A 23,939-nucleotide genomic window follows, 5' to 3' on the forward strand; every position below is an offset into this window, starting at 1 on the left:
TCAACGTCCCTGGTTGAGCAGTTTAAGGCTATCCCAGGCGGCCGCTTTCTGGGCCGGCCGGGCCAGCAGCATCGCGGGATGCGCGACTGCCACTGCCTCCATCTTGCCGCCATCTTGGTTAATATTCAGTAACCTTCCGCGCGCATCGGCGAGCGGCATGGCGGCGGCCATGCGGACAATATCGCTGCCGATCAGCAGCAGGCGGCCGGGCCGCGCCAGACGCAGATGATGCCAGAACAACCGATCGAGGTCGGCCGTCTCTTCCTCGTCGCAGCGCCCGCCGGGGGGGCGCGTGACCGCGAGGCTGGCGAGATAGCAATCGGCGCGGGTCGTACCGACGGCACGAAGCATCGCGTCGAGCAGCGTTCCGGCCGCACCGGTAAAGAGCGTCGTTTCGCGCTGGTCGTCGATTTCGGGCCAGGCGGTGAGCAGCATCAACGGCGCTTCGGGCTTGCCGACCGGCAGGACGCGGCGCGCGTCCCACTGGCTGCCCGGAACATCGGGGTGCTCGGCGAGCCAGCGCTGGAAATCGTCCCATTCGGCCGGCATCTCTACCGGCCCCTTGGCAACGGGGGCTTCAACCGCTTCCTGGCGTTGCAGCGCGGCGGGAAGGGGTGGGGGCGGTTCGGCCTCAATCGCGCGTCTTGAGGTCGGTTTCGGCCGCTCGGCCGCAACGTCATTTGCCGCAGGCAGGTCCAGCCAACCCGTCGGCGTCTCGCCAACAAGCGTATCGACGCCCGCCAGCGACCACCAGTCGCAATAGCTTTCCGCCAGTAAGGCCGATTTTTGCCCACCCATGATTTTGTTCAAACAGGCTGTTGACGGATACGTCAATTGGCGGGCATCGCAATTCGTGACAGAATGAGCGCCGCTTACGATGAATGTCGGCGTCGGGATGGCAGAAAGGGTGAGTCTGGTGAGCGAACGGGAATCGATGCCTTATGACGTAGTTATCGTCGGGGCAGGTCCGGCGGGGCTTTCGGCGGCAATTCGGCTCAAGCAATTGGCCAATGAAGCAGGCAGCGAATTATCCGTTTGTATCCTTGAAAAAGGATCCGAAGTCGGCGCGCATATCCTGTCGGGTGCGGTGATCGATCCCAAATCGCTCGACGAACTGATTCCCGAATGGCGTGACCAAGGCTGTCCGCTCGCCCAGGTTCCGGTCAACGACAACCAGCATTGGGTGCTGACCAAGAACAAGAAGTTCGGCCTTCCCGAGTTTATTTCGCCCGGCTTCATGCACAATAAGGGCACCTATACGGGCAGCCTCGGCAATTTGTGCCGCTGGCTCGCCGAGCAGGCCGAAGGGCTGGGCGTCGAGATATTCCCCGGCTTCCCCGCCGCTGAAATTCTGTACAATGAAGATGGTTCGGTCAAAGGCGTTGCCACCGGCGACATGGGCATCGCGCGTGACGGCAGCCATAAGGGCGACTATGCGCCGGGGCTCGAACTCCACGCAAAATACACTTTCTTCGGTGAGGGTGTTCGCGGGCATCTGACCAAGATGATCAAGCCGCAGTTCGCGCTGGATGCCGATTGCGAGCCGCAGGTTTACGGACTGGGCGTCAAGGAATTGTGGGACATCAAACCGGAAAACCATGCCGAGGGCCGCGTCATCCACACGCAGGGCTGGCCGCTCGATGGCAATTCGAACGGCGGCGGTTTCCTCTATCATCAGGCCAATGGGCAAGTCGCGCTCGGCTTCGTGACATGGCTCAACTATCGCAACCCGCACACCTCGCCCTTCCAGGAAATGCAGAAGTGGAAGACGCACCCGGAGATTGCGAAGATCCTGAAGGGCGGCAAGCGCGTCTCCTATGGCGCGCGCGCCATCAGCGACGGCGGCTATCAGTCGGTGCCGAAGCTGGCCTTCCCGGGCGGCGCGCTGATCGGCGATAGCGCCGGTTTCCTGAACGTCCCGCGCATCAAGGGCACGCACACCGCGATGAAGACCGGGATGATGGCGGCCGAAGCCGCCTTTGCCGCAGTCGCCGCTGGACGGGGCAGCGACACGCTCGACGCCTATCAGGCCGCCTATGACGACAGCTGGGTGAAGAAGGAACTGAGCGTCGTCCGCAACGTCCTGCCGCTCGTCGAGAAATATGGCGATCTGGCAGGAACGCTCCTGTCGGGCATTACGATGTGGCTTGAGACGCTGAAGATCAAAGTGCCCTTCACGATGAAGCATCATCCCGACAATACGACGCTCTATCGTGCGGACATCATGCCGAAGCCGGATTATCCGAAGCCCGACGGCGTGCTGACCTTTGACCGTCTGTCCTCGGTGTTCCTGTCGAACACGAACCATGAGGAAGATCAGCCGGTCCATCTCCAGCTGAAAGACCCGACGATCCCGGTCGAATATAATCTGCCGCTCTATGACGAGCCCGCGCAGCGTTATTGCCCGGCCGGGGTGTACGAGATTGTCGGCGAGGCGGAGGGCGACCCCAAATTCGTGATCAACGCGCAGAATTGCGTCCATTGCAAGACATGCGACATCAAGGACCCGACCCAGAATATCAACTGGGTCACCCCCGAAGGCGGCGGAGGCCCCAATTACCCCAATATGTAAGTCCGCATTCGCCCTGCTGCTGGCGGGAAGCATCACAGCGCTTTCGTCGCCAGCGCAGGCCGTCGACCAGAACGGGGCAGCATTGCATGCCTTGGTCAAGGCCCGGCTTGCCGAGGAAAGCGGGCAGCCTGCTGCAGCTTTGACGGCGTTGACGACGCTGGCCAGCACGGCGCCGGGGCTTCCGGGCGTGCGCGGGCGGATGCTTGAGCAGGCGATCGGAGCGGGCGACCTCATCGTTGCGCGCGATGCCGCAATGCAGTTGTGGCAGGCGGGCGAACGGCGCTTCGATGCGCAGATGGTGTTGCTGGTCGATGCGATGCGCCGGTCCGACTGGAAAGCCGCGCGCGAATATATCGGCGGGCGCGCTGACAAGACCGGCGGTGACGCCATGTCCCGGCTGATCCAGCCGCCGATCAACGCCTGGATCGATGCGGGATTGCGCGAAAAAATGCCCGAGCGGCATTTGCTGATTGCGAACGCCCGGGGACGGACCGAGCCCGCGATGGCGCTGGAAGCAGTGCTCGTCCAATTGGTTGCGAAGCGCCCGGCCGATGCGGTTGCCTTGGCCGACAGCATCGTCCTGACCGACCGGATGAGTCAGCTTGTCGCGCTGCGCGTTGCTGCGACACTCGACAAGGCGGGTGAAGCTGCCGCTGCCGGGCGGCTCCGCGGGCGGATCGCTCTGGCCGCGGGGACACGCGACGACCCCATGCTGTTATTGCCCGACCAGGCCATATCGACACCGCGTGAGGGGACCGCGCAGTGGCTGGCTATGCTGGGCGACGGCTTCGCGCGAACGCCGAACGGCGGAACCAAGATACCGATGCTGTTCGCGCGCGCGGCTTTCTGGCTGGACGATCAGGACTGGACGGTGCGGAGCGCTTTGGTCGAGGCGCTCGATCGCGACGGGCGGGCGTCTGCCGCAGCTGCCTTGCTCGAAAGTAAAAATACGCCATTGCCCCCGGTGCTCCAGATGCGGCGTGCCGAGTTCATGGCCGATGCCGGTGATCTGGCCGGAGCGGTGAAGCTGGCCGAAGCCGCGATGGTCGGCGAAGCTCCGGCACGCAGTATGCTGGTCCGGTTCGCCGACATCGCGCGGCGATCGGGGGATAAGGCCGCAGCGGCGCGGGCCTATGCACAGCTGGAAGCGACGCTGGGTGAGGGCGATGAGGAACAGGCGCTCCGGGGAACCTTGCTGATCGCACGCGCCCAATTGTTGCTGGAGGCGGATGACTGGGATGCGGCCCACCCGCTGATCGAGAAAGCGGTTGCGTTACGGCCGGGCGATGCGTCGGTACTCAATTTCGCGGGCTATTCGGCGATCGAGCGCCGCAAGGACGTCGAGAAATCGCTCGCACGGATCGAGGCGGCGTGGAACGAGGAGCCACAAAGTCCGAGCATCACCGACTCGCTCGGCTGGGCCTATTTCCTGACCGGCCGCGCCGAAGAGGCGGTGCCGCTGCTTGAAAAGGCGCAGGGCGGCGAACCCGACAATGCGGTCATCGTCGAGCATCTCGGCGACGCCTATTGGCAGGTCGGACGGAAATTCCAGGCGCGTTATACTTGGCGCGCGGCGGCACTGCTCGCCGAGGCGGATATGGCGACGCGACTGGAAACCAAATTGCGCGACGGGCTGACGCCGGCGACGATTGCGCCTTGAACTCGTCATGACCGATGCGATGTACGAAACCGGCTGGGCCAAGATCAACCTCGCGCTCCACGTGCGCGCGCGGCGGCCCGATGGCTATCACGAGATCGAGACGCTGTTTGCCTTCGTCGATGGCGGTGATGAACTGCGCGCCACGGTCGCCGGGAAGGACAGCCTCGCGATCGACGGTGAATTTGCCGCTGCGCTGAGTCTCGACGGCGACAATCTGGTGTCGCAGGTGCTGGCGTTGCTCCGCGACCGCTATGGCGCCGACCGGGTGCCTCCGTTGGCGGTGACGTTGACCAAGAAGTTGCCGGTCGCAGCGGGGATCGGTGGAGGATCGGCTGATGCCGCAGCGATGGCGCGACTGGTACAGCGGCATTTTCTGCCCGAGATCGGTGATGCGGCGCTGGCACGGCTCGTCGGTTCGCTTGGTGCCGATATTGCTGCGTGCGTTGCCAGTGCGACCTGCCTTGGTGTCGGGGTCGGCGCGGAATTGAGCCCGGTGCCCGAACTGGCAATTGCGGGAACGCCGCTGCTGCTCGTCAATCCGCGTGAGGCGGTGGCGACTGGGCCCGTTTTTGCCGCGTGGGATGGCGTTGATCGCGGGCCGCTGTTCACCGGCGCCGATTTGCGTGCGCAACTGTTCGCATCACGCAACGATTTGCAGCGCCCTGCGATCGCGGGCTGTCCGGCGATTACCGACGTGTTGACCGCGCTCGGCGAACTGCGGCCGTGGCTCGCGCGTATGTCGGGATCGGGCGCGACTTGCTTCGCGCTGTTCGACGCGGCGGGCGAACGCGATGCCGCTGCGCAGCGGCTGGCCGCGAGTCACCCGCATTGGTGGTTGATGACGGGAGTATTGCGATGAGTGAAGCGTGGCGCCAACTGGGTGAAGCGCGCGCGGGCGGCATTTTGCTGATCGCCGATCATGCGTCGGCCCATGTTCCCGATGACATTGATCTGGGCATCGATCCAGCGCTGCTGGGCAATCACATCGCGATTGATATCGGCGTCGCCGAAGTTGCGGCCTTGCTCGTCGAAAGCGGCGCCGTCGATGCGGCCATACTCGGCGGGGTGTCGCGCCTCGTCGCAGACTGCAACCGTGATGAAGAATCGCCGGGGGTGTTGCCGATCGCCAGCGACGGGCATGCGGTTCCGGGCAACGCGCTCGACGATGCGGCGCGCGAAGCAAGGCTCGCGCGCTTTTTCCGGCCCTATCATAATCATATTGCCGCGACGATCGCAGCCCGTCGCCCGGCGATGATCCTGTCGCTGCACAGCTTTACCCCGGCGCTCGCGGCGCATCCCGATCAGGCACGGCCCTGGCATGTCGGAGTCCTGTACAACGAGGACGACCGGCTGGCGGCGGCAGCCATCGCGGCGCTGGAGGCTGAGGGGCTGAATGTCGGTGACCAGCAACCCTATTCGGGCAAATTGCTCAACGCGACGATGAACCGTCATGCCGAGGCAAATCATATCCCCTATGTCGGGATCGAGATGCGGCAGGATCTGGTTGCTGATGCCGCGGGTCAGCGCTTGTTTGCCGATCACCTCGCGCGCATGTGTACGAAAGTGGCGTTGAACATCGGGCAATAGGCGTGTAGACGCGCTGATAATCGCAATTTCATGAAATAATATTTCTCGGAGCCCGCAAAATGCCTTCTTATCGTTCGCGCACCACCACCCATGGCCGCAATATGGCGGGCGCGCGCGGCCTGTGGCGCGCGACGGGGATGAAGGATAGCGATTTCGGCAAGCCGATCATCGCGGTGGTCAACAGCTTCACCCAGTTCGTGCCGGGGCATGTTCATCTGAAGGACCTGGGTCAGATGGTCGCGCGCGAGATCGAGGCTTCGGGCGGGGTTGCCAAGGAATTCAACACGATCGCGGTCGATGACGGGATCGCGATGGGGCATGACGGCATGCTCTATTCGCTGCCGAGCCGCGACCTCATCGCGGATTCGGTCGAATATATGGTCAACGCGCACTGCGCCGACGCGATGGTGTGCATCTCCAACTGCGACAAGATCACGCCGGGCATGTTGATGGCGGCTCTGCGGATCAATATCCCTGTGGTGTTCGTGTCGGGCGGGCCGATGGAAGCGGGCAAGGTGGTCCTGAAGGGCAAGGAAGTCGCGCTCGATCTGGTCGATGCGATGGTCGCCGCCGCCGACGAAAAATATTCCGATGAGGAAGTGACCGAGATCGAGCGCGCGGCGTGCCCGACCTGCGGTTCCTGCTCGGGCATGTTCACCGCCAATTCGATGAACTGCCTGACCGAGGCGCTGGGCCTGTCGCTGCCGGGCAATGGCTCGACCCTCGCGACCCACGCCGACCGCAAGCAATTGTTCCTGCGCGCGGGCCGCATCGCGGTCGAAATGTGCAAGCGCTATTATGAGCAGGACGACGAGAGCGTCTTGCCGCGCAATATTGCGACCTTCGAAGCGTTTGAAAATGCGATGAGCCTCGACATTGCGATGGGCGGATCGACCAACACGGTGCTGCATCTGCTCGCCGCGGCGTTCGAAGCCGGGGTCGATTTCACCATGGCCGACATCGATCGGTTGTCGCGCCGCGTGCCGTGCCTGTCGAAGGTCGCGCCGGCGAAGAGCGACGTCCATATGGAGGATGTCCACCGTGCCGGCGGGATCATGGCGATCCTTGGCCAGCTCGAACGCGCGGGGCTTCTTCACGCGCATCTGCCGACCGTGCACAGCGGAACGCTCGGCGATGCGCTGAACAAATGGGATATTTCGCGGACCAACGATCCCGATGTGCAGAAATTCTTCATGGCGGCGCCCGGCGGGGTGCCGACACAGGTCGCGTTCAGCCAGGAACGGCGCTGGGAGGAGCTCGACCTCGATCGCGAAAATGGGGTGATCCGTTCGGCCGAACATGCGTTCAGCAAAGACGGCGGGCTGGCGGTGCTGTCGGGCAACATTGCAATCGACGGCTGCATTGTGAAGACCGCCGGGGTCGATGAATCGATCCTGAAATTCAGTGGCCCCGCCAAAGTCTATGAAAGCCAGGACGCCGCGGTTGCGGGAATCCTGACCGGGCAGGTCGTCGCGGGCGATGTCATCGTCATTCGCTATGAAGGACCCAAGGGCGGGCCGGGAATGCAGGAAATGCTCTATCCGACCAGCTATCTGAAATCCAAGGGGCTCGGCGCCGCATGCGCGCTGATCACCGACGGGCGCTTTTCGGGGGGCACATCGGGGCTGTCGATCGGCCATGTCTCGCCCGAGGCGGCCGAAGGCGGGACGATCGGTCTCGTCGAAAATGGCGACCTGATCGAGATCGATATTCCGAACCGCACCATCGAACTCGCTCTGCCCGAAGGCGAGTTGGCGAAGCGCCGGACGGTGATGGAGGCGAAGGGCGATACCGCATGGCAGCCCGAAAAGCTGCGCCCGCGCAAGGTTTCGGTAGCACTTCAGGCCTATGCTGCGATGACGACGAGCGCTGCGCGCGGCGCGGTGCGCGACCTTTCGCAACTGAAATAGGGGCCAGGATGAAGCAAGCAGGGAAGACCGGAGCGCGGGGCGCTGTCCTGCTGGCGTTGTTGTCGCTCGCGGGATGCGGTGAGGCACAAAAGCCCGACACGCCGGTCGCGGCCGATGCGAAGTCGGCGAGCGCGGCGGCGAGCGATGGCCGCATTGCCTGCGCGCTCGAGGGCGCGAAGGCTTATGACCGCAGTTGCACGATAGAGGAGATGGCCGGCGCCGATGGCGATGTGCTGATCGTCGGGCGCCGCGACATCGGCTACCGCCGTCTGCTGATCGCGACCGACGGACGCGGGCTGGTTTCGGCCGATGGTGCTGAACCCGCGAAGGTGGCGATTGTCGGCGACGGGTTAATCGAGGTCGCTATCGCTGGCGATCGTTATCGCCTGCCGGCGAATACGGGCGGCGCGAAGTAGCGCCTTCTTATGCGGGCATGCTAGATTGAACCGCATGTCCATACCCGCCGATGCCCCGATCCTGACCGCCGAGGCCATGCGCGCTGCAGAAGCCGCGTGCGCGGCGTCGGGGATATCGCTGTCGGAATTGATGGATCGCGCGGGTGCGGCGGTTGCCGATATCGCGTGGCGCATGGCGGCGGGCGCGCCGGTCCTGATCCTGTGCGGTCCGGGAAACAATGGCGGTGACGGCTATGTCGCGGCGCGGCTGCTGGCCGAGCGTGGGGCAGAGGTGCGGGTTGCGACGCTTGCAGACCCGGCGACCGATCTTGCCCGGGCGGCGCGTGCGTTGTGGACCGGGCCGGTCGAACTGCTCGATCGCGATTTGGCCCCGGCGGCGCTGATCGTCGACGCGCTATTCGGTGTCGGCCTGTCACGGCCATTGTCCGATGAACTTGCCGCGATTTTGCATGGCTTTGCCGGGCGGCGTGTGTTGGCCGTCGATATCCCCAGCGGTGTCGATAGCGATGGAGTGCAGGTCTGGTTGCCGCCGCTTCCGGCCGATGTGACGGTGGCGCTTGGCGCGCTGAAGCCCGCGCACGTCCTGCTGCCCGCCGCGCAGCACTGCGGCAAGATTTTGCTGGCACCCATCGGCATAGCGGCGAGCGGGACCATACGAACGCTGCCGCCTGTTTTATCGACCGCGCCCGATGCTGCCTCGCACAAGTTCAGCCGGGGCATGGTTCTGGTGCGCGCGGGCCCGATGCCCGGAGCGGCGGGGCTGGCCTCGGCTGCGGCGTTGCGGGCTGGTGCGGGCTATGTCGTTCTGAGCGGGGCAGATCACGCGCCTTTTTCGGCCATCATTGCCGAGGAGGGGACGGATTACGCCAACCGGCTGGGCGATGGGCGCGTCGGTGCGGTGATCGTGGGTCCCGGCTATCCGGCGGGCGATGCGCTGGATGGTAACATTATGGCGACGCTCGATGCGGGCAAGCCGATTGTCCTCGATGCTGCGGCGATTGCTGCAGCGCTGCCGCGTCTGCGCGGGTTGGGCGGAGCGGTTCCTGCTATCCTGACCCCGCACGAAGGCGAGTTCGTGCGCGCTTTTCCGGATTTGTCGGGCAGCAAGATCGATCGTGCGCTCGCCGCTGCTGCGTTTGCGGGCGCAGTCGTCGTCTATAAAGGCGCGGATACGATCATTGCCGCGCCCGATGGCCGCGTGGTCGCGGCGTGGCCTGGAAGCCCGCGGCTCGCGACGGCGGGGACGGGCGACGTGCTGGCGGGAGCATGCGGCGCGATGCTCGCAAGAGGCGGCGATGCCTTTGATGCGGCGGTCGCGGCGGTGGGCTGGCATATCGCGCGGGCGGCGCGTATAGGCCCCGGCCTTGTCGCTGACGATCTGGTCGCCGACGATCTGGTTAGGGAATGAAATGACTGAAGCAGCGCTGATCGAGCGCATCGCCGCGCGCGGCGATGGCGTGACCGCCGATGGTCGCCATGTTGCAGGCGGCGTTCCCGGGGACCGTGTCCGCGACGACGGGATACTTATTCCCGGCCCGAACCGTGCTGCGCCCGCCTGCCGCCACTTCGGCAAATGCGGCGGCTGCCAGCTTCAGCATGTCGCCGAACAGGCGCTCGCCGATTTCGTCCACGACCGCGTTGCGGGCGGGCTCGCGGGGCAGGACATGCCCAGCGATATGGTGCTGCCCGCGCTGCTGTCGCCGCCGCAAAGCCGTCGCCGCGCCGTGCTCACCGCGCTGAAAATGGGGAAGCAGGTCACGATCGGTTTCAATGCCGCGCAGACTAACCAGATCGTCGACATGCGCGAATGTCCGCTGTTGTTGCCCGAACTGTTCGCGCTGATCGCGCCGCTGCGCACCCTGCTGGGGGTGATCGCGCTGCAAAAGCGTCCGGTGAAGGTCAAGCTGCAGATGCTCGATCAGGGTGTCGAAGTGATTTTGGAGGGCGTGAAGGCCGAGGGGCTTGATGCCGCAATGGGGCTGCAGGATTTTGCCGCGGCGCGCAAGCTGGCGCGCCTCGCGATCGATCAGGGCGACGGACTGGAAACCGTGTGGCAGCCCGAACCGCCGACGATGCGCTTTGGTAATATTTTGGTCGAAGTTCCGCCCTTCGCCTTCCTGCAGCCGACGGCGGCAGGGCAGGCGGCGCTGGTCGATGCGGTGCGCCGTGCGATTGGCGATGCTCCGGCGGTTGCTGACCTGTTCGCCGGGGTGGGCACCTTTGCGCTGTCGGTGGCGGCGGGTCGCAAAGTCTATGCCGCCGAAGGCGCGCGCGATGCGATCGCGGCGCTGACCGGCGCCGCAAACCGTGCCCGGGCGCTGGTGGCGACCGAGCATCGCGACCTGTTCCGTCGTCCGCTGGTCCCCGCCGAACTCGACCGTTTCGGGGCCGTCATCATCGATCCGCCGCGTGCGGGAGCCGAGGAGCAGGTGGCGCAGCTGGCGGCATCGGCGACGCCGGTGATCGCCTATGTCAGCTGCAACCCCGCGAGCTTTGCTCGCGATGCCAAGACGTTGATCGAGGGTGGGTACAAACTCGATTGGGTACAGCCGGTGGGACAGTTTCGCTGGTCGACCCATGTCGAACTGGCGGCGCGCTTTTCGAAGTAATGTATCGCCCCGCCTACGCGGGGGCGACGTGATTTAATGCACCACAAATCCCAGAAATGCATGCACGCATAGGGCCAGCAACGCGAGGCTGGCGAGAGCGAAGACCCCAAAGCGCCACATCACGCGGTTGACCGTCACCTGAATCAGGCTGTGGAGGATGCGCAGGCCGACATAGGCCCAGGCAAGCTGCGCGTTCAGTCCGCCGCCCATGCCGCCGATCGCGAGCGCCAGCGCGACGGCATAGAAGACAGTCGGCTGTTCCATCAGGTGATTATAATTGTGCGCCTTCCACTGGACTTCGGCAGGCAGTAAATCGTCCAGTCCCTTGCCGGTACCGCCGACCATAGTTTTGGCGTCGATCTTGGCGCGCTGCATCGCGGGGATGCGCGTCACGTACATCCACACCCAGATCACCATCGACCAGAGTGCCAGCGTGGCGACCGGGCCCAAAATTGCGTTGGTTTCCATGACTATCTCCTCTCAGCCCAGGGTGGCGATGACGGCGAGCAGCGACAGGGCGATCAGGCACAGGCTCGACAGCGCGAAAAGGGCGAGGCGCACCGGGATGCGGTTTACCGTTGCCTGCCACAGGCTGTGGGCGATGCGGAGGACGACGTAGGCCCAGGCGAGGCCGCGAGTGAGGTCGGTGTTGCCACCCGACAGGTGCAGGAAGACGATCACCGCATAAAAGAGCGTCGGCTGTTCCAGCAGATGGGTGTAATTATGCGATTTCCAGTTGGCGAGCGGCGGCAATACGCCCTCGAGATTGGCGCCGCGGCCGCCCGGAGGCGCGGCCTTCAGATCGATTCCGGTCTTCGCCAGCGCCGAGAAGCGCGAGACGAGAACCCAGCCGAGCATGACGAGCGTCCACAAAACAAGCACCGCACCGGGTGCTAACAGACTGGCAGGCATATTGATTTCCCCCTCTTCAGATTGCGCGCGATGCTAGGGCGTGCGCGCCAATATGCAACGGCCGATGTTCAGGCCTTCCCGCCCGCGATTTCGCCGCGGATCGCGTCGCCGTCGGCATCGATGCGCGGCGCGAAGCCCAGGTCGCGGGGCTCGGCGGCGCCATATTTCACCGGCGGCTGCATCTCGTCATAGGCGCCCACATCGGGATGGGGCCGGCGGCGGAAAAAGCCTGTCGCCGCCAGATGCGGGTCGTCCTTGATATTCTGCAAATCGCGCGCCTCCATCGCCGGGATGTCGTTCGCGGCGAACAGTTCCAGCCATTCGGCGGTCGTCCGTGCGGGGGTTTTGCGTGCGATCTCGCTATAGATGATCTGCATATGCTGCCCCGTGGCTTTGGCAGCTTCATATTCGGGGGTTTCGAGCAGGTCGGTGCTGCCGAGCAATCCCATCAGCCGCACGGTCGAGGCGGGCGTATAGGGAACGATCGCGAGATAGCCATCGGCGGTGGGGAAGGGTTGGCGCGTCGGATCGAGCTGGCGCGGATAGCCCGTCGGACCGATCGCCGGGTCGAGCGTTGCATCGCGCAAATGTTCGGTCAGCATGAATGAAGCGAAGCATTCGAACATCGGCACCTCGACCTCCTGACCCTTTCCGGTGCGCAATTTGTGGATGATTGCGGCGAGGATCGCCTGCGCGCCATAATGCCCCGCGACCTTGTCGGCGATCAGCGAGGGCAGATAGCGGGGGCGCGGATTGCCATCGACGCGCGGCAGCAGGCTGGTGGTGCCGGTCGCGGCCTGAATGACATCGTCATACGCCTGAAGATCCGCGTAAGGGCCGTCCTGCCCAAAGCCGGTGCCATGGACATAGATGATGTCGGGTTTGATCGCCTGACAGCCTGCATAGTCGAAGCCGAGCCGCGCGATCGCCTTGCCCCGGACATTGTGAAAGAAGACGTCGGCGGTCGCGATCAGGTCGCGCAGCACGGCCGCATCCTCGGGCTTTTTGAGGTCGAGGGCGATCGATCGCTTGCCGCGATTTACGGTGAGGTGGATCGACCCCATGGTGGGATCAGGAATGCCATTGCCAAGGTAGCGCGAGACATCGCCGAGTCCGGGGGCTTCGACCTTGATGATGTCGGCGCCGAGATCGGCGAGCATCTGAGTGGCATAGGGGCCGAAAATCACGGTCGTCAGGTCGATGATGCGGATGCCGGAGAGTATGGTCATGCGTGGGCGGCTCGCGCGGAAGCCGGGGCAGCGCACATCTTTGCAAAGTTGATCAGGGCCATATTGCATCTCTCCTGTCGTTGTTTCGCAATATGGTTGCAGAAGAAAACCGAAGAGGCAATCGGCGCGCGCCTTTTAATGCGGCGCCGCCGCCATCCTGCGATGCGCCGCGACGCACGAGATCACGCTGGCGCTGATCAGGAGGAATGCCAAAGCCTCGAGGAGCGTCGGCCCGCGCTGTTCCCAGATAAAGCCATAGATGAGCGCAAAGAGGGTTTCGAACAGGATCATCTGGCCGACGAGGGTGAGCGGTAGCAGGCGGCTCATCCGGTTCCACAGCGCATTGCCGGCGATCGAGGCGAGCAGGGCGACGCCGATCGTCACGCCGGCGAATTGCGCCCATTCAAGCCCGCCATGCGCGCGGGTTCCGATGAACAGGGCTACCGGGACGAGCAGCGCGCTTTGCATGCCGGTGACGATCCCGGTCAGCAGATTCCAGTCATGGCCCGAAACGCCGTCGAGCCGCGCGAGCCAGCGGGCGTTGCCGACCGCAAAGGTGGTCCAGGAGATAAGTGCACCGATCGCGCAGATCAGGCCGATAAGCGGGGCGAAACTGGTGCTGGCGGCGAGGGTGACGATCGCCTGCCACCCGATACACACTGCGCCGGCGCCGCAGAGCAGTAGCGAGGGAGCGAGCTTCGTTAGCGGGACGGCGCTACGGTCGCGGCTGCCGATGATCGTCACTGCGACTGGCAGAAAGGCGATGACCAGCGACGTCATCGCGATGCCGCCCATCTGAACCGCGCTGGACAGGAGGATATAGTAAATGGTGTTGCCCGCGAGCGCGAGCCAGCCGAGCGCGAGCCATTCGCGCCGTCCGAGCCGTGCGGTCAGCACGCGCCAGCGCGGCGCGATGAGCAGCGCAGAGATCGCACCATAAGCGAGGTAGCGGCCGATGGTCAGTTCAAGCGGGCTGAACGCGCTGGCGAGTTCGGGCGCGAGGAAGACCAGGCCCCACAGTGCGCCTGCGCCGGCGCCGCAGATGATACCTATCAGCGTCGATTCCCGGTCTCTCACTCGATGTCCTATCCCGTTGCGTCGTGAACGAGCCGGGGCATATCATCGTCTCAACGAGTAATGCGCTCTTGATTGGAACCCAAAATGCAACAAATACTCGGCGCCATGTCCAAGCCCGTCGACAGTTCCGCGCGCAAGATCGATTCCTTCGATCGGGCGATCATTCGCATCCTGCAAAAGGACAACAAGACACCGCAGCGCAAGATTGCCGAGGCCGTGAATCTGTCGGCGGCGGCGGTGCAGCGACGCGTTGCCGCGATGGAGGGGGCGGGAGTCATCACGCGCAATGTTGCGCTCGTCGATCCCTATGCCATTCCGCTGACGATTACGTCGATCGTCGAAGTGCGGCTGCACGATGAGCGGGTGGCGACGGTTGACGCCGCGAAAGCACTGTTCCGGGGAACGCCGGAGGTTCAGCAATGCTATTATGTCACCGGCGGGATCAGCTTCGTCCTCGTTATCGTGACGTCCGACATGCGCGCCTATGAGGTGCTGACGCGGCGGTTGTTTGCCGAAAATGACTATATCGAAAGCTATCGCTCGCTGATCGCGCTCGACCGGGTGAAGGCCGATACGAGCATCATCGTCCCCTGATGCGGATTATTGCGCCGGAACGGGTTCAGCGCCTTCGGTGCCTGCACTGGCATAGGTTGCGGAAATCTGGCGATAGGATTTCGACCGCAGCGCTGCGATGGTGACAATGATGCCGAGCAGTCCGGTGATCGTGAAGACGAGCGCGATACCCCTTTCGGGGCCGCGTCCGTACCAGTCGCCGATCGCCTCGGCGCCCGCGCCGTCGGTCATCAGCGGTACGAAGACGAACTGGGCGAGCGGGGCGATGAGAAAGGCGGTCAGCGGCGAAGCGGCCTGTTCGATCGACTGGGCGAAGCCGAAAACGCGGCCTTGCCGTTCGAACGGCACGACCTTTTGCAGCGCGGTTTGTTCCGCCGCTTCGGCGTAGGGCCCTACGAAGAGCCAGATGAAACAGCCGATCGCGAGCAGCGGGATGGATGACTGGATGGTGAAAACGGCAGCGACCACCCATTCGATCATACAGACGAAGAGCAGAGTGCGGATCGGATTGGTGCCGAGCCCGGTGCGGGCGATCATGGCGCCGCTGAGAATGAAGGCGCAGGAGACGAAGGCCCAGAGCAGCCCCCATTGTTCGACCGCCATCAGCGACAAGCCATATGCGTCCATCAACGCCATGAACACGCCGCCGAGCAGATTATTGAACGATGAGAAGAGGATCAGCGCGAACAGCCCCGATATGCCGGTGACGAGGCGAAAGGTTCCGGCAAGGTCGATATTCCGCGGCGCGTCATGCTCGCCCGAACTCCGCGGCTCGTCGATAGGAACGAACAGCAGATGAAGCGCGACGCACAGAGCAAAGATCATCGCAAAGCCCAGCGTCGCGACCATCCCGCCCCATGCGACGAGGAAGCCGCTGATCGCCGAGGTCGTGAGAAAACCGATGCCTGACACCATGCCGACCAGCCCGTTCGCCTTGTCGCGCCGGTCTTCGGGGACGAGGATGGTGACCAAAGTGGGCAGCGCGATCATCCGGATATTGCCGACGATGACGCCGGCCATGGTAAGCAGGATGAACAGCCACAAAGTGACGCTGGATGTGTTTGCGGTGCGGATATCGGGGACGAGCGCATAGGCGCCGAGCGCCGCGGCATAGAATGTCAGGGACATGATGCTGGAGGCGATCATCATGTTGCGCTTGCGATGATGGTCGACAAGGCTGCCGAACCAGATTCCGAGCATCGCGGTGATCACCAGATAAATACCCGCGATCATTCCTGTCGCAAACACCGACCGGGTTTCGAGAAAAATCCAGAAAGTCAGCGCGAACCACACCGTGAAATTGGTGATGTTGGCGACCAGATTATTGGCGAGGAGGAGGTGGAAGGGCTTCATTACAGGCAATCTTCATGGCGCAGGTCGATGCCGCCCTGTCCAAATGCTAGCATGGCTTGCCGGGATCGAAAAGATACGCAGCACCCCAGTCATGCAGGGCAGGTTGCGGGGCACGCCAATTACCGATCGGGCGTCATTGCGTCGCCGGAGGAGGAGGGAAGCCGCGCAAGCATGGCGACCAATTTGGCCTGGCTGACCGCGCCGGTCTTTCTGAAGACCCCTTTCAGGAGGAAGCGGACGGCGTTCAGGCTGACTGCGCGCTGGGCGGCATAATCCTGCAAACTATGTCCGGCGGCGAGGCCGACGGCCAGCCGCGCCTCGGCCGGGGTCAGCGCGAACCATTGCGCCACCCTGTCGATTTCAACGACGGGGGTTTCGCCGGGAGCGCTGCCGAGGGTCACGATCAGCGACGCGCCCGCGCTGAATCCGCCGATCTGCTGCACCGATTGCTGCGTGATGCGCGCGACCAGCACCGGACATTCGGCGCCCGACGCGCCGACCGCCTGAAAGGCGAGGCCGGCCGGATTGGGACTTTTGACCAGATCGAGCAGCCTTTTCTGGCTGGCGGGGTGAGCGAAGGCGAAGCGATCCTGCGTGACGCGGATGAAACCCGCCTCCGCATATTGGGCGGAGCGGCTGTTGGCGGCGAGAATGTTCAACTGATCGTCGAGGCTGAAGATGGCGAAGGGAGCAAAGTCGGTCGCCGCGCGGGCCGCGCCGGCGGCGAGTTCCAGCGTAGCGATGCGATCGCTGATCCGCATGGCGCGCTGAATATGCGGAGCGAGGATGCGCAGGCCGCGCTTGAGCCGTTCGACATCGCGGTCGCCCGGGCCCGGCAGCATCAATCCCAGCCGCTCCTTTCCGCGCCGGTCGAGCATGACGCAAACCATCCGGTCGATTCCCCATGGTTCCAGGAAATTGCGGAAAAAAGCCGATTCCGAAAATTCCTCACGGGTCATGATGTCATTGCTGTCGACGACGCTGCCATTGCCATAGCGCATCAATTTTCGCGACCAAGGGTGGGTTCCGGCATAGACCGCCGAATAGATTTCCTGAACGCCGGCGGCGAGCCCGGTGGCCGCGACGAAATGCGCGCGGGGCGGGGAGTTGCTTTCCCAGAGAATGAAGGCGGCTTCCCAACTCAGGGGGCATAAGGTGCCGGTTATGTGTGCGAGCGTTTCGTTCCAGCATTCGGGGTGGAGCACCGAATCGTAAATGCGCCCGATCAGCGCGTTGAGGCTTTCCCATTCGGCAGGCTCATTGTGACCCCGCGCAGCGATCGGAGCATGATCAATCGACACCCGCATCCCCCCGTTGAGACGATTGGCCGCGACGCCCTTTGAGACGGGCGTCGCCATAATATACCAAGGCCTGAGGCGGAAAGCGCATAAAAAATTTCGGCGCTACTCAAGTGGGTAGCGAAAGAACGCATCAAATGGGTCATTCACCGGGTGCGACCCGAGGGCAGGATGGTCGGCAAGGCCATCCTGTTCCTTTTAAGTCCGCCGGTCTTTGCCCGGCGGACTTCTTTTTTTCGCGAAGTCGGCAGCGGCGGACGCCCGGCGGCATTCGCACCGCGCTGCGCCGGACGGCGTTCCGGTGATATGGGGCGAAATCGACTGCGGCTGAGGCGCCCGTTTGGTGAATAAAGAAGGGGCTGGTCGCATCGCTGCGCCAGCCCCCTTTGTTTCGCTTGTCTCGCGTCGCTCAGAACAGCTTGGTCACCGTCGCGCTGCGGCGTTCCTGTTCGACTTCGCCGGTGTAGAGGCTCGCCATTGGCTCGTCGCTGACGACGTGGATTTCCTCGGCACCAAAGCCGTTGAACTTGGTTCGCATCGCGCAGCCATAGGCGCCGAGCATACCGATTTCGATGAAATCGCCAGCCTTGATATCCGCGGGCAGAAAGAAAGGGCCTGCCATATGGTCAAGGTCGTCGCACGTCGGGCCATAGAAGCTGAACGCCACCATCTCGGCATCGCTTTCCACTTCGCGTTGCAGGCTGACGGGGAAGCGCCAGCCGACATGCGCGGCGTCGAACAGCGCGCCATAGGCGCCGTCGTTGATATAAAGCTCGTCGCCGCGGCGCTTTTCGACGCGCACGACCAGCGAGCTGTATTCCGCCGACAGTGCGCGGCCCGGTTCGCACCATAGTTCGGCCGAATAGCTGATCGGCAGGCTTTCGAAGCTGCGGTGGATCGTGTCGAAATAGGCACCCAGCGGCGGGGGCTCCATCCCGGGATAGGATGACGGGAAGCCGCCCCCGACATCGATAATGTCGACGGTGACCGACGCCGCGACAATCGCAGCGCGGACGCGCTCCATCGCCTGCGCATAGGCATGCGGGGTCATCGCCTGGCTACCGACATGGAAGCAGATGCCGAGCGCATCTGCCGCCTGACGCGTCGCCATCAACAGTTCAGCGACTTCGTCGGTTTCGGCGCCGAATTTGGCGGCGAGGCTGAGCTTCGAATGATCGGACGAGACGCGCAGACGCACGAGCAGGTTCAGGTCCTGTGCGCCTTCGGTCGCGCGGACGATCTTTTCGAGTTCGTCGAGCGTGTCGAGCGAGAAGGTGCGCACGCCATGCTTCCAATAGGCCTCGGAAATCGCTTCCTCTGCTTTTACGGGATGCATGAAGCAGAGCACCGCCTGTGGCAGCGTGCGCGCGACAAGCCGCACCTCGGCGATCGAGGCGACGTCATAATGCGTGACACCCGAATCCCACAGCACGCGCAACAGGTCGGGCGATGGGTTCGCCTTGACCGCGTACAGGGTCGTGCCGGGAAACCGGTCGATGAAGAAACGCGCTGCGCGCCGCGCGGCGTGCGGGCGGACAAGCGTAACAGGTTCGACCGGCGAAAGTGCCTGAATCAGCCCGTGGGCGCTATGATGCTGGTGCAACTCAAGGGACCCCCAAAAATAACGTTCAACACAAAGGCTGCCTTGCGGTTATTGGAAGTCCCCCTGGGGCAGCGGAGGCGCATATATGGTGGGGGGTCCCCCCTGTAAAGACCCTATGCTTGCATCCGGTCGCGGACGAGACACTTTTATGTCGCCGAGGCGACGCAATAATAAGCTATTCCGGGCCTTTCGCGTCATGCGAAGAGGACCCTTAAGGAGAATTCGATGATAGCCCGCGCCGACGTCAATTACGATTTTACCGACGCGGAACTCACCGAACTGGCGGCTTATGGCATGATCGAGTCGCACAAGGCGGGCGATCTGATCGTCGCCGAAGGCGCGATGGCGCCCGATTGCATCGTCACCCTGTCGGGACATACCGACATTTTCGCTTCGACCGATGAGGGGCGAAAGCGCGTTGGCTGGATGGAGCGCGGGCAATTTGCCGGCGATCTGTCGGTGCTGACCGGCCAGCGGCACCTGTCGCGGGTCGAAATGGGCGCCGATGGCGAGATATTGCGGATCGCCCACGCCGACTTCCAGCGATTGATTGCGGCCAATTCGCATTATTCGGACATTTTCGTCCGCGTCCTGTCGGCGCGGCGCGAGTTCAGCAACCATCGCGGTTTTGCGGTGGTGATCGTCATCGGAGCGGCGATGGATCGCGGCGTCTATGCGCTGCGCGACTTGCTGGCAAAACATGGCGTCGCGCATCGCTGGTTCGACTCCGCCGATGGCCCGGTCGCGGCGCATCTGATGGCCGAACACGGATTGACCGAAGAGCAGTTGCCGGCGGTCATATTGGGGGCGGCCGATGTGCTGGCTCAGCCAACGCCCGAACAGCTTGCCGCGGGGCTTGGGCTCGACCTGCTGCCTGATGGTGCGACCGCCGACGTCATCGTCGTCGGGAGCGGACCCGGCGGGCTGGCGGCGGCGGTCTATGCAGCGTCAGAAGGGCTTTCGGTGATCGCGATCGATGCGCTGGCACCGGGCGGACAGGCGGGGACATCGTCGAAGATCGAGAATTATCTGGGCTTCCCAACCGGCATTTCGGGCAATGAACTGGCGCGGCGCGCGACGGTGCAGGCGCAGAAATTCGGCGCACGGATCGTCGCCCCGGTGCGCGGCGCGGCGATCGACCGCGACAGCGACGCCTATTGCCTGAGCCTCGCCGACGGGCGGAGGCTCCGCTCGCGCGCCGTGGTGATCGCGAGCGGCGCCCAATATCAGCGCCTGCCGATCGACGGCATCGAACATTATGAGGGTCGCGGTATCTTCTATGGCGCGACGCCCATGGAGGCGCAGCTGTGCGGCAATGCCGAGGTGACGGTCGTCGGCGCAGGGAATTCGGCGGGGCAGGGCGCGATCTATCTCGCCAATGCCGCGCGCAAGGTTCATGTCGTTTTTCGCCGTGGCAGCCTGCGCGAAACCATGTCCGAATATCTGGTCAAGCGGTTGGAAGAGCATCCCAATATCGAATTGCATGCCGCGACCGATGTCGTCGGATTGCGAGGAGAAGACTGGCTCGATGCCATTTCCTATCGCTGCCGGGTGACGGGCGCCGAAACGGATTGCGGCTGCAGCTTTCTGTTCCTCTTTCTTGGCGCGAGCCCGAACACGGGGTGGCTGCCGAAGGAAATGGTGTGCGACGAGCGTGGCTTCGTGAAGACCGGTGTCGACATCGCGCCGATGGAGCTGGTCAAGGCGGGCTGGTCACTGGGTCGCATGCCGAGCCGGTACGAGACCAGCTGGCCGCGCATCTATGCCATTGGCGACGTGCGCAAGGGATCGGTGAAGCGCGTCGCGTCATCGGTCGGCGAGGGATCGGTGGTGATCAGCGACATTCATCAGGCGCTGGCAGAGATGAATTGATGCCGGTCAATCGACGCGGTGGATTTCGACTTCAGTGAATTTGGCGATCTCTTCTTCGGCGAGCGCTTGAAGATCGCGAACCATCAGGAAGCTGCCCGAAATCGAATCGAGCAACCATTGGCCTTCGACCTGCCGGCCATCGCCACTCAGCGTGCCCCGGTAAATCACGGTATGGCCATAGGCGCCATCACCGTCGTAATATTTCCGGAAACTGACGTCAGTTCCTTCCCTCGTGCCCCGGATATCGGCGCGCTCGTCGATGCCCGTAAGCACGTCGGATGGCTCGGTCGTCGTACCCGCCAGCAGGCCGCCGTTGTCGCTTATCGTTGCTACAAAACCCGTCGGTGGTTCCCATGGTTCAGCATACCAATACTGGCCGGTCCAAAGTCCTGTGATGTTCCGCGGATCGGTCACGGCTGCTTCAACTCAACCGCGACTTGAAATCCTCATATCCAAATTCGCGGATCGGCTTCAGCGCATCGCTCTCGCTGTCCCACAGCCAGATCGACGGCAGCGGCACGCCGTTGAATGTGTTGGTTTTGACCATCGAATAATGCGCCTGATCGAGAAAGGCGAAACGCTGGCCGATGCGCGCGCCGCCGGGGAGGCGGTAGTCGCCGATCACGTCGCCCGCGAGGCAGGAAGGGCCGCCAAGCCGCGTAGGGGCACCGTCGGTGGCTTCACCGAGCATTGCGGGGCGGTAAGGGGCCTCGATCACGTCGGGCATGTGACAGGTCGCCGAAATGTCGGTGATCCCGATCGGCATGCCATTGTCGAATAGGTCGAGCACTTCGCCGATCAATATGCCGGCATCGAGCGCAATCGCTTCGCCGGGTTCGATCATCACGTCGCAATTGGTTTCTGCCCGGACGCGTTTCAGGAAGGCGATGAGATCGTCGACCTGATAATCGGCGCGGGTGACATGATGGCCCCCGCCGAAGTTGATCCATTTCAACTGGCCGAAGAAAGGGCGCAGCATCGGGTGAACCGCAGCCCATGTGCGCGCGAGCGGCGGGAAATCCTGTTCGCACAGGCTGTGCATATGAATGCCGTCGATGCCCTCCATATGTTCGGGGAGCAACTGGCTGACCGGATAACCCAAGCGGCTGCACGGTGCAGCGGGGTCATATTTTGCGACCTCGCCCTCGCTGTGCTGGGGGTTGATGCGCAGCCCGATGTCGAACGTCTCGCCCGCCGCGCGCAATTCGTCGAGCAGGGGACGAAAGCGCGCGATCTGGCCAGGTGAGTTGAAGATCAGATGGTCCGACAGGCGCGCGATCTCGGGAAGGTCGGCTTCCTTGTAACCGGCGCAATAGGTCGCAACCTCTCCGCCATATTCTTCGCGGCCAAGCTTTGCTTCATAGAGCCCCGAGGCGCAGACGCCGTCGAGATATTCGGTCACGGTCGATCCGAGCGACCACATCGAAAAGGCCTTGAGCGCCGCCAGAACGCGGGCGCCGGACGCATCGCCGATATGACGCAGCACCGACAGGTTCGCGCGCACTTTCGCCGCATCGACGACGAAAGCGGGCGAAGGGACGCTGGCGAGATCGAAACGGGCGAAAGCTCCGGGGTCGCCGGCACGGGTTTCCATGGTCGAAAATTCCTATGAGACCGCAATCGGTCCCTTGAAGATGAAAAAGGCCCCGCCGGCAATCAGCGAAAAGCCGACGAGATGGTTGAGCGTCAGCTTCTCGCCGAGCCAGAAGACCGCGAAGCCCGCAAAGATGAGAAGAGTGATCACCTCTTGCAAGGTCTTGAGTTCGGCGGCGCTGTAAACGCCATAGCCGATGCGGTTCGCGGGAACGGCCAGGCAATATTCGAAGAAGGCGATGCCCCATGCGATCAGGATCGCGAGCCACATCGGCCGCGACATGTCCCCCAGATGCCCGTACCAGGCGAAGGTCATGAAGATGTTGGAGATGATGAGCAGCCCGATGGGCGCAAGATAGGCCGTCATACACACCTCGTCGGTCATGCCAGCGAAGACGTCGCTGACGCGCTTGATGACCGGAAACGGCCCCGGCTTTAACCGGGGCCGATCTTACATCAAAAGTTCAGCGGTCCGTCCAATTCCTTCACCTGCCAGGGCAGGCCATGCTTGTTCAGCATGTCCATGAAGGGATCGGGGTCCATCTGTTCCATGTTGAACACGCCGTCACCCGCCCATGTGCCGGTGACCATCATCGCGGCGCCGATCATCGCGGGAACGCCGGTGGTATAGCTGACCGCCTGATTGCCGGTTTCGGCATAGGCGTCCTCATGGTCGCAGATATTATAGAGATAGAGCGTCTTTTCCTTGCCGTCCTTGCCAAGGCCGGTGGCGATGACGCCGATGTTGGTCTTGCCCTTCGTCGTTTCACCCAGGCTCGACGGTTCGGGCAGCACGGCTTTCAGGAACTGCAGCGGCACAATCTCGCGGCCTTCGTAGAGCACCGGGTCGATCCGCGTCATGCCGACGTTCTGCAGCACATTGAGGTGGGTGATATAGGCCTCACCAAAGGTCATCCAGAAACGGATGCGATTGATTTCGGGCAGGTGCGTCTTCAGGCTTTCGATTTCCTCATGATACATGAGGTACATCGTCTTTTCGCCGACCGCCTCGAAGTCGAATTTCTGTTTCACTGACATCGGCGGGGTTTCGACCCAGTCGCCGTTTTCCCAGTGGCGCGCGACGGCGGTGACTTCGCGGATGTTGATCTCCGGATTGAAGTTGGTCGCGAAATGCTGGCCATGATCGCCGCCGTTGCAGTCGAGAATGTCGAGCGTGTCGATGCGGTCGAAGTGATGCTTTTTGAGCCAGGTCGTGAAGACGCTCGTCACGCCGGGATCGAAGCCCGAGCCGAGCAGCGCCATCAGGCCGGCATCCTTGAAGCGTTCCTGATACGCCCACTGCCAATGATATTCGAACTTCGCCTCGTCGCGCGGTTCGTAGTTAGCGGTGTCCATATAATGCGCGCCGGTCGACAGACACGCCTCCATGATCGTCAGATCCTGATAGGGGAGCGCGAGGTTGACGACGTGGGTCGCACCGATTTCGCGGATCAGCGCCGCGGTGGCCTCGATATTGTCGGCGTCGACTTCGGCGGTCTTGATCGTCACGCCGGTGCGGGTCTTCACCGAATCCGCGATCGCATCGCATTTGAACTTGCGACGGCTGGCCAGCGTGATGTCGGGGAAAATATCGGCGTTCATCGCCATTTTATGTACCGCGACCGAACCGACGCCGCCTGCGCCGATCACCAGAACCTTGCTCATGAAAAATCTC

The 23,939-nt window shown here is 63.3% G+C and carries 22 protein-coding genes; 10 read left to right on the forward strand and 12 right to left on the reverse strand.

Annotation, left to right across the window (positions count from 1 at the left end; genetic code table 11):
* Complete coding sequence (locus ACSYDV_RS08475) at positions 1-798, reverse strand: uracil-DNA glycosylase family protein (protein WP_438323355.1); 798 nt, start codon at positions 796-798, stop codon at positions 1-3.
* A 118-nt stretch (positions 799-916) separates the two neighbouring features.
* Between ACSYDV_RS08475 and ACSYDV_RS08480 the strand changes: the two genes are divergently transcribed.
* The 8 genes from ACSYDV_RS08480 (at position 917) to ACSYDV_RS08515 (ending at position 10,754) form a co-directional block, all read left to right on the forward strand.
* Entirely contained in the window at positions 917-2,572 is a 1,656-nt protein-coding gene (locus ACSYDV_RS08480; protein WP_438323356.1) for an electron transfer flavoprotein-ubiquinone oxidoreductase, read from the forward strand.
* Between the two features lie 91 nt (positions 2,573-2,663).
* On the forward strand, positions 2,664-4,232 hold the full coding sequence (locus tag ACSYDV_RS08485) for a tetratricopeptide repeat protein (RefSeq protein WP_438323357.1): 1,569 nt from the start codon (positions 2,664-2,666) through the stop codon (positions 4,230-4,232).
* A 7-nt stretch (positions 4,233-4,239) separates the two neighbouring features.
* On the forward strand, positions 4,240-5,091 hold the full coding sequence (locus ACSYDV_RS08490; protein WP_438323358.1) for a 4-(cytidine 5'-diphospho)-2-C-methyl-D-erythritol kinase: 852 nt from the start codon (positions 4,240-4,242) through the stop codon (positions 5,089-5,091).
* Entirely contained in the window at positions 5,088-5,819 is a 732-nt protein-coding gene (locus ACSYDV_RS08495) for an N-formylglutamate amidohydrolase (RefSeq protein WP_438323359.1), read from the forward strand. The genes ACSYDV_RS08490 and ACSYDV_RS08495 overlap by 4 nt, the downstream gene beginning before the upstream one ends.
* A gap of 59 nt (positions 5,820-5,878) precedes the next feature.
* Positions 5,879-7,729, forward strand: coding sequence for a dihydroxy-acid dehydratase (gene ilvD / locus ACSYDV_RS08500; protein WP_438323360.1), 1,851 nt, complete (start codon positions 5,879-5,881; stop codon positions 7,727-7,729).
* Between the two features lie 8 nt (positions 7,730-7,737).
* Positions 7,738-8,145, forward strand: a complete 408-nt coding sequence (locus ACSYDV_RS08505) for a hypothetical protein (protein WP_438323361.1) — start codon at positions 7,738-7,740, stop codon at positions 8,143-8,145.
* A 34-nt stretch (positions 8,146-8,179) separates the two neighbouring features.
* Complete coding sequence (locus ACSYDV_RS08510; protein WP_438323362.1) at positions 8,180-9,553, forward strand: NAD(P)H-hydrate epimerase; 1,374 nt, start codon at positions 8,180-8,182, stop codon at positions 9,551-9,553.
* A 1-nt stretch (position 9,554) separates the two neighbouring features.
* A complete protein-coding gene (locus ACSYDV_RS08515; RefSeq protein ID WP_438323363.1) occupies positions 9,555-10,754 on the forward strand; it encodes a class I SAM-dependent RNA methyltransferase in 1,200 nt (399 codons plus the stop codon).
* A gap of 33 nt (positions 10,755-10,787) precedes the next feature.
* Here ACSYDV_RS08515 and ACSYDV_RS08520 read toward each other — a convergent pair whose 3' ends face one another.
* From ACSYDV_RS08520 to ACSYDV_RS08535, 4 genes are all read right to left on the reverse strand, one after another.
* Positions 10,788-11,222 carry an MAPEG family protein gene (locus ACSYDV_RS08520; RefSeq protein WP_438323364.1) on the reverse strand — a complete coding sequence of 145 codons (435 nt, stop codon included), beginning with the start codon at positions 11,220-11,222 and terminating at the stop codon, positions 10,788-10,790.
* A gap of 12 nt (positions 11,223-11,234) precedes the next feature.
* Positions 11,235-11,666, reverse strand: coding sequence for an MAPEG family protein (locus ACSYDV_RS08525; protein WP_438323365.1), 432 nt, complete (start codon positions 11,664-11,666; stop codon positions 11,235-11,237).
* 68 nt (positions 11,667-11,734) lie between these two features.
* On the reverse strand, positions 11,735-12,895 hold the full coding sequence (locus ACSYDV_RS08530) for a CaiB/BaiF CoA transferase family protein (RefSeq protein ID WP_438323366.1): 1,161 nt from the start codon (positions 12,893-12,895) through the stop codon (positions 11,735-11,737).
* Positions 12,896-13,030: 135 nt separating this feature from the next.
* Positions 13,031-13,972, reverse strand: coding sequence for a DMT family transporter (locus ACSYDV_RS08535; protein ID WP_438323367.1), 942 nt, complete (start codon positions 13,970-13,972; stop codon positions 13,031-13,033).
* 84 nt (positions 13,973-14,056) lie between these two features.
* On the opposite strand from ACSYDV_RS08535, the gene ACSYDV_RS08540 reads away from it, so the two are divergent.
* Entirely contained in the window at positions 14,057-14,566 is a 510-nt protein-coding gene (locus tag ACSYDV_RS08540) for an Lrp/AsnC family transcriptional regulator (RefSeq protein WP_438323368.1), read from the forward strand.
* Between the two features lie 6 nt (positions 14,567-14,572).
* Here ACSYDV_RS08540 and ACSYDV_RS08545 read toward each other — a convergent pair whose 3' ends face one another.
* From ACSYDV_RS08545 to ACSYDV_RS08555, 3 genes are all read right to left on the reverse strand, one after another.
* Complete coding sequence (locus ACSYDV_RS08545; protein ID WP_438323369.1) at positions 14,573-15,898, reverse strand: MFS transporter; 1,326 nt, start codon at positions 15,896-15,898, stop codon at positions 14,573-14,575.
* Between the two features lie 119 nt (positions 15,899-16,017).
* Entirely contained in the window at positions 16,018-17,256 is a 1,239-nt protein-coding gene (locus tag ACSYDV_RS08550; protein ID WP_438323370.1) for a helix-turn-helix transcriptional regulator, read from the reverse strand.
* 349 nt (positions 17,257-17,605) lie between these two features.
* Positions 17,606-18,799 (reverse strand): type III PLP-dependent enzyme, encoded by a 1,194-nt coding sequence (locus tag ACSYDV_RS08555; protein WP_438323371.1) that lies wholly within the window; start codon positions 18,797-18,799, stop codon positions 17,606-17,608.
* 225 nt (positions 18,800-19,024) lie between these two features.
* Here ACSYDV_RS08555 and ACSYDV_RS08560 point away from each other — a divergent pair, with 225 nt between their 5' ends.
* On the forward strand, positions 19,025-20,671 hold the full coding sequence (locus tag ACSYDV_RS08560; RefSeq protein WP_438323372.1) for an FAD-dependent oxidoreductase: 1,647 nt from the start codon (positions 19,025-19,027) through the stop codon (positions 20,669-20,671).
* Between the two features lie 6 nt (positions 20,672-20,677).
* Here ACSYDV_RS08560 and ACSYDV_RS08565 read toward each other — a convergent pair whose 3' ends face one another.
* The 4 genes from ACSYDV_RS08565 to ACSYDV_RS08580 all read right to left on the reverse strand — a co-directional run bounded on the left by ACSYDV_RS08565 (position 20,678) and on the right by ACSYDV_RS08580 (position 23,929).
* On the reverse strand, positions 20,678-21,085 hold the full coding sequence (locus ACSYDV_RS08565; protein ID WP_438323373.1) for a hypothetical protein: 408 nt from the start codon (positions 21,083-21,085) through the stop codon (positions 20,678-20,680).
* 7 nt (positions 21,086-21,092) lie between these two features.
* Positions 21,093-22,265 (reverse strand): carboxynorspermidine decarboxylase, encoded by a 1,173-nt coding sequence (locus tag ACSYDV_RS08570; RefSeq protein WP_438323374.1) that lies wholly within the window; start codon positions 22,263-22,265, stop codon positions 21,093-21,095.
* A gap of 12 nt (positions 22,266-22,277) precedes the next feature.
* The gene (locus tag ACSYDV_RS08575; RefSeq protein ID WP_438323375.1) at positions 22,278-22,631 is read right to left on the reverse strand and encodes a DMT family protein; all 354 of its coding nucleotides are present in this window, start codon (positions 22,629-22,631) and stop codon (positions 22,278-22,280) included.
* 89 nt (positions 22,632-22,720) lie between these two features.
* A complete protein-coding gene (locus ACSYDV_RS08580) occupies positions 22,721-23,929 on the reverse strand; it encodes a saccharopine dehydrogenase family protein (RefSeq protein ID WP_438323376.1) in 1,209 nt (402 codons plus the stop codon).
* Positions 23,930-23,939: the final 10 nt, after the last annotated feature.

Source organism: Sphingopyxis selenitireducens (genome assembly GCF_051550705.1).
GTDB lineage: Bacteria > Pseudomonadota > Alphaproteobacteria > Sphingomonadales > Sphingomonadaceae > Sphingopyxis.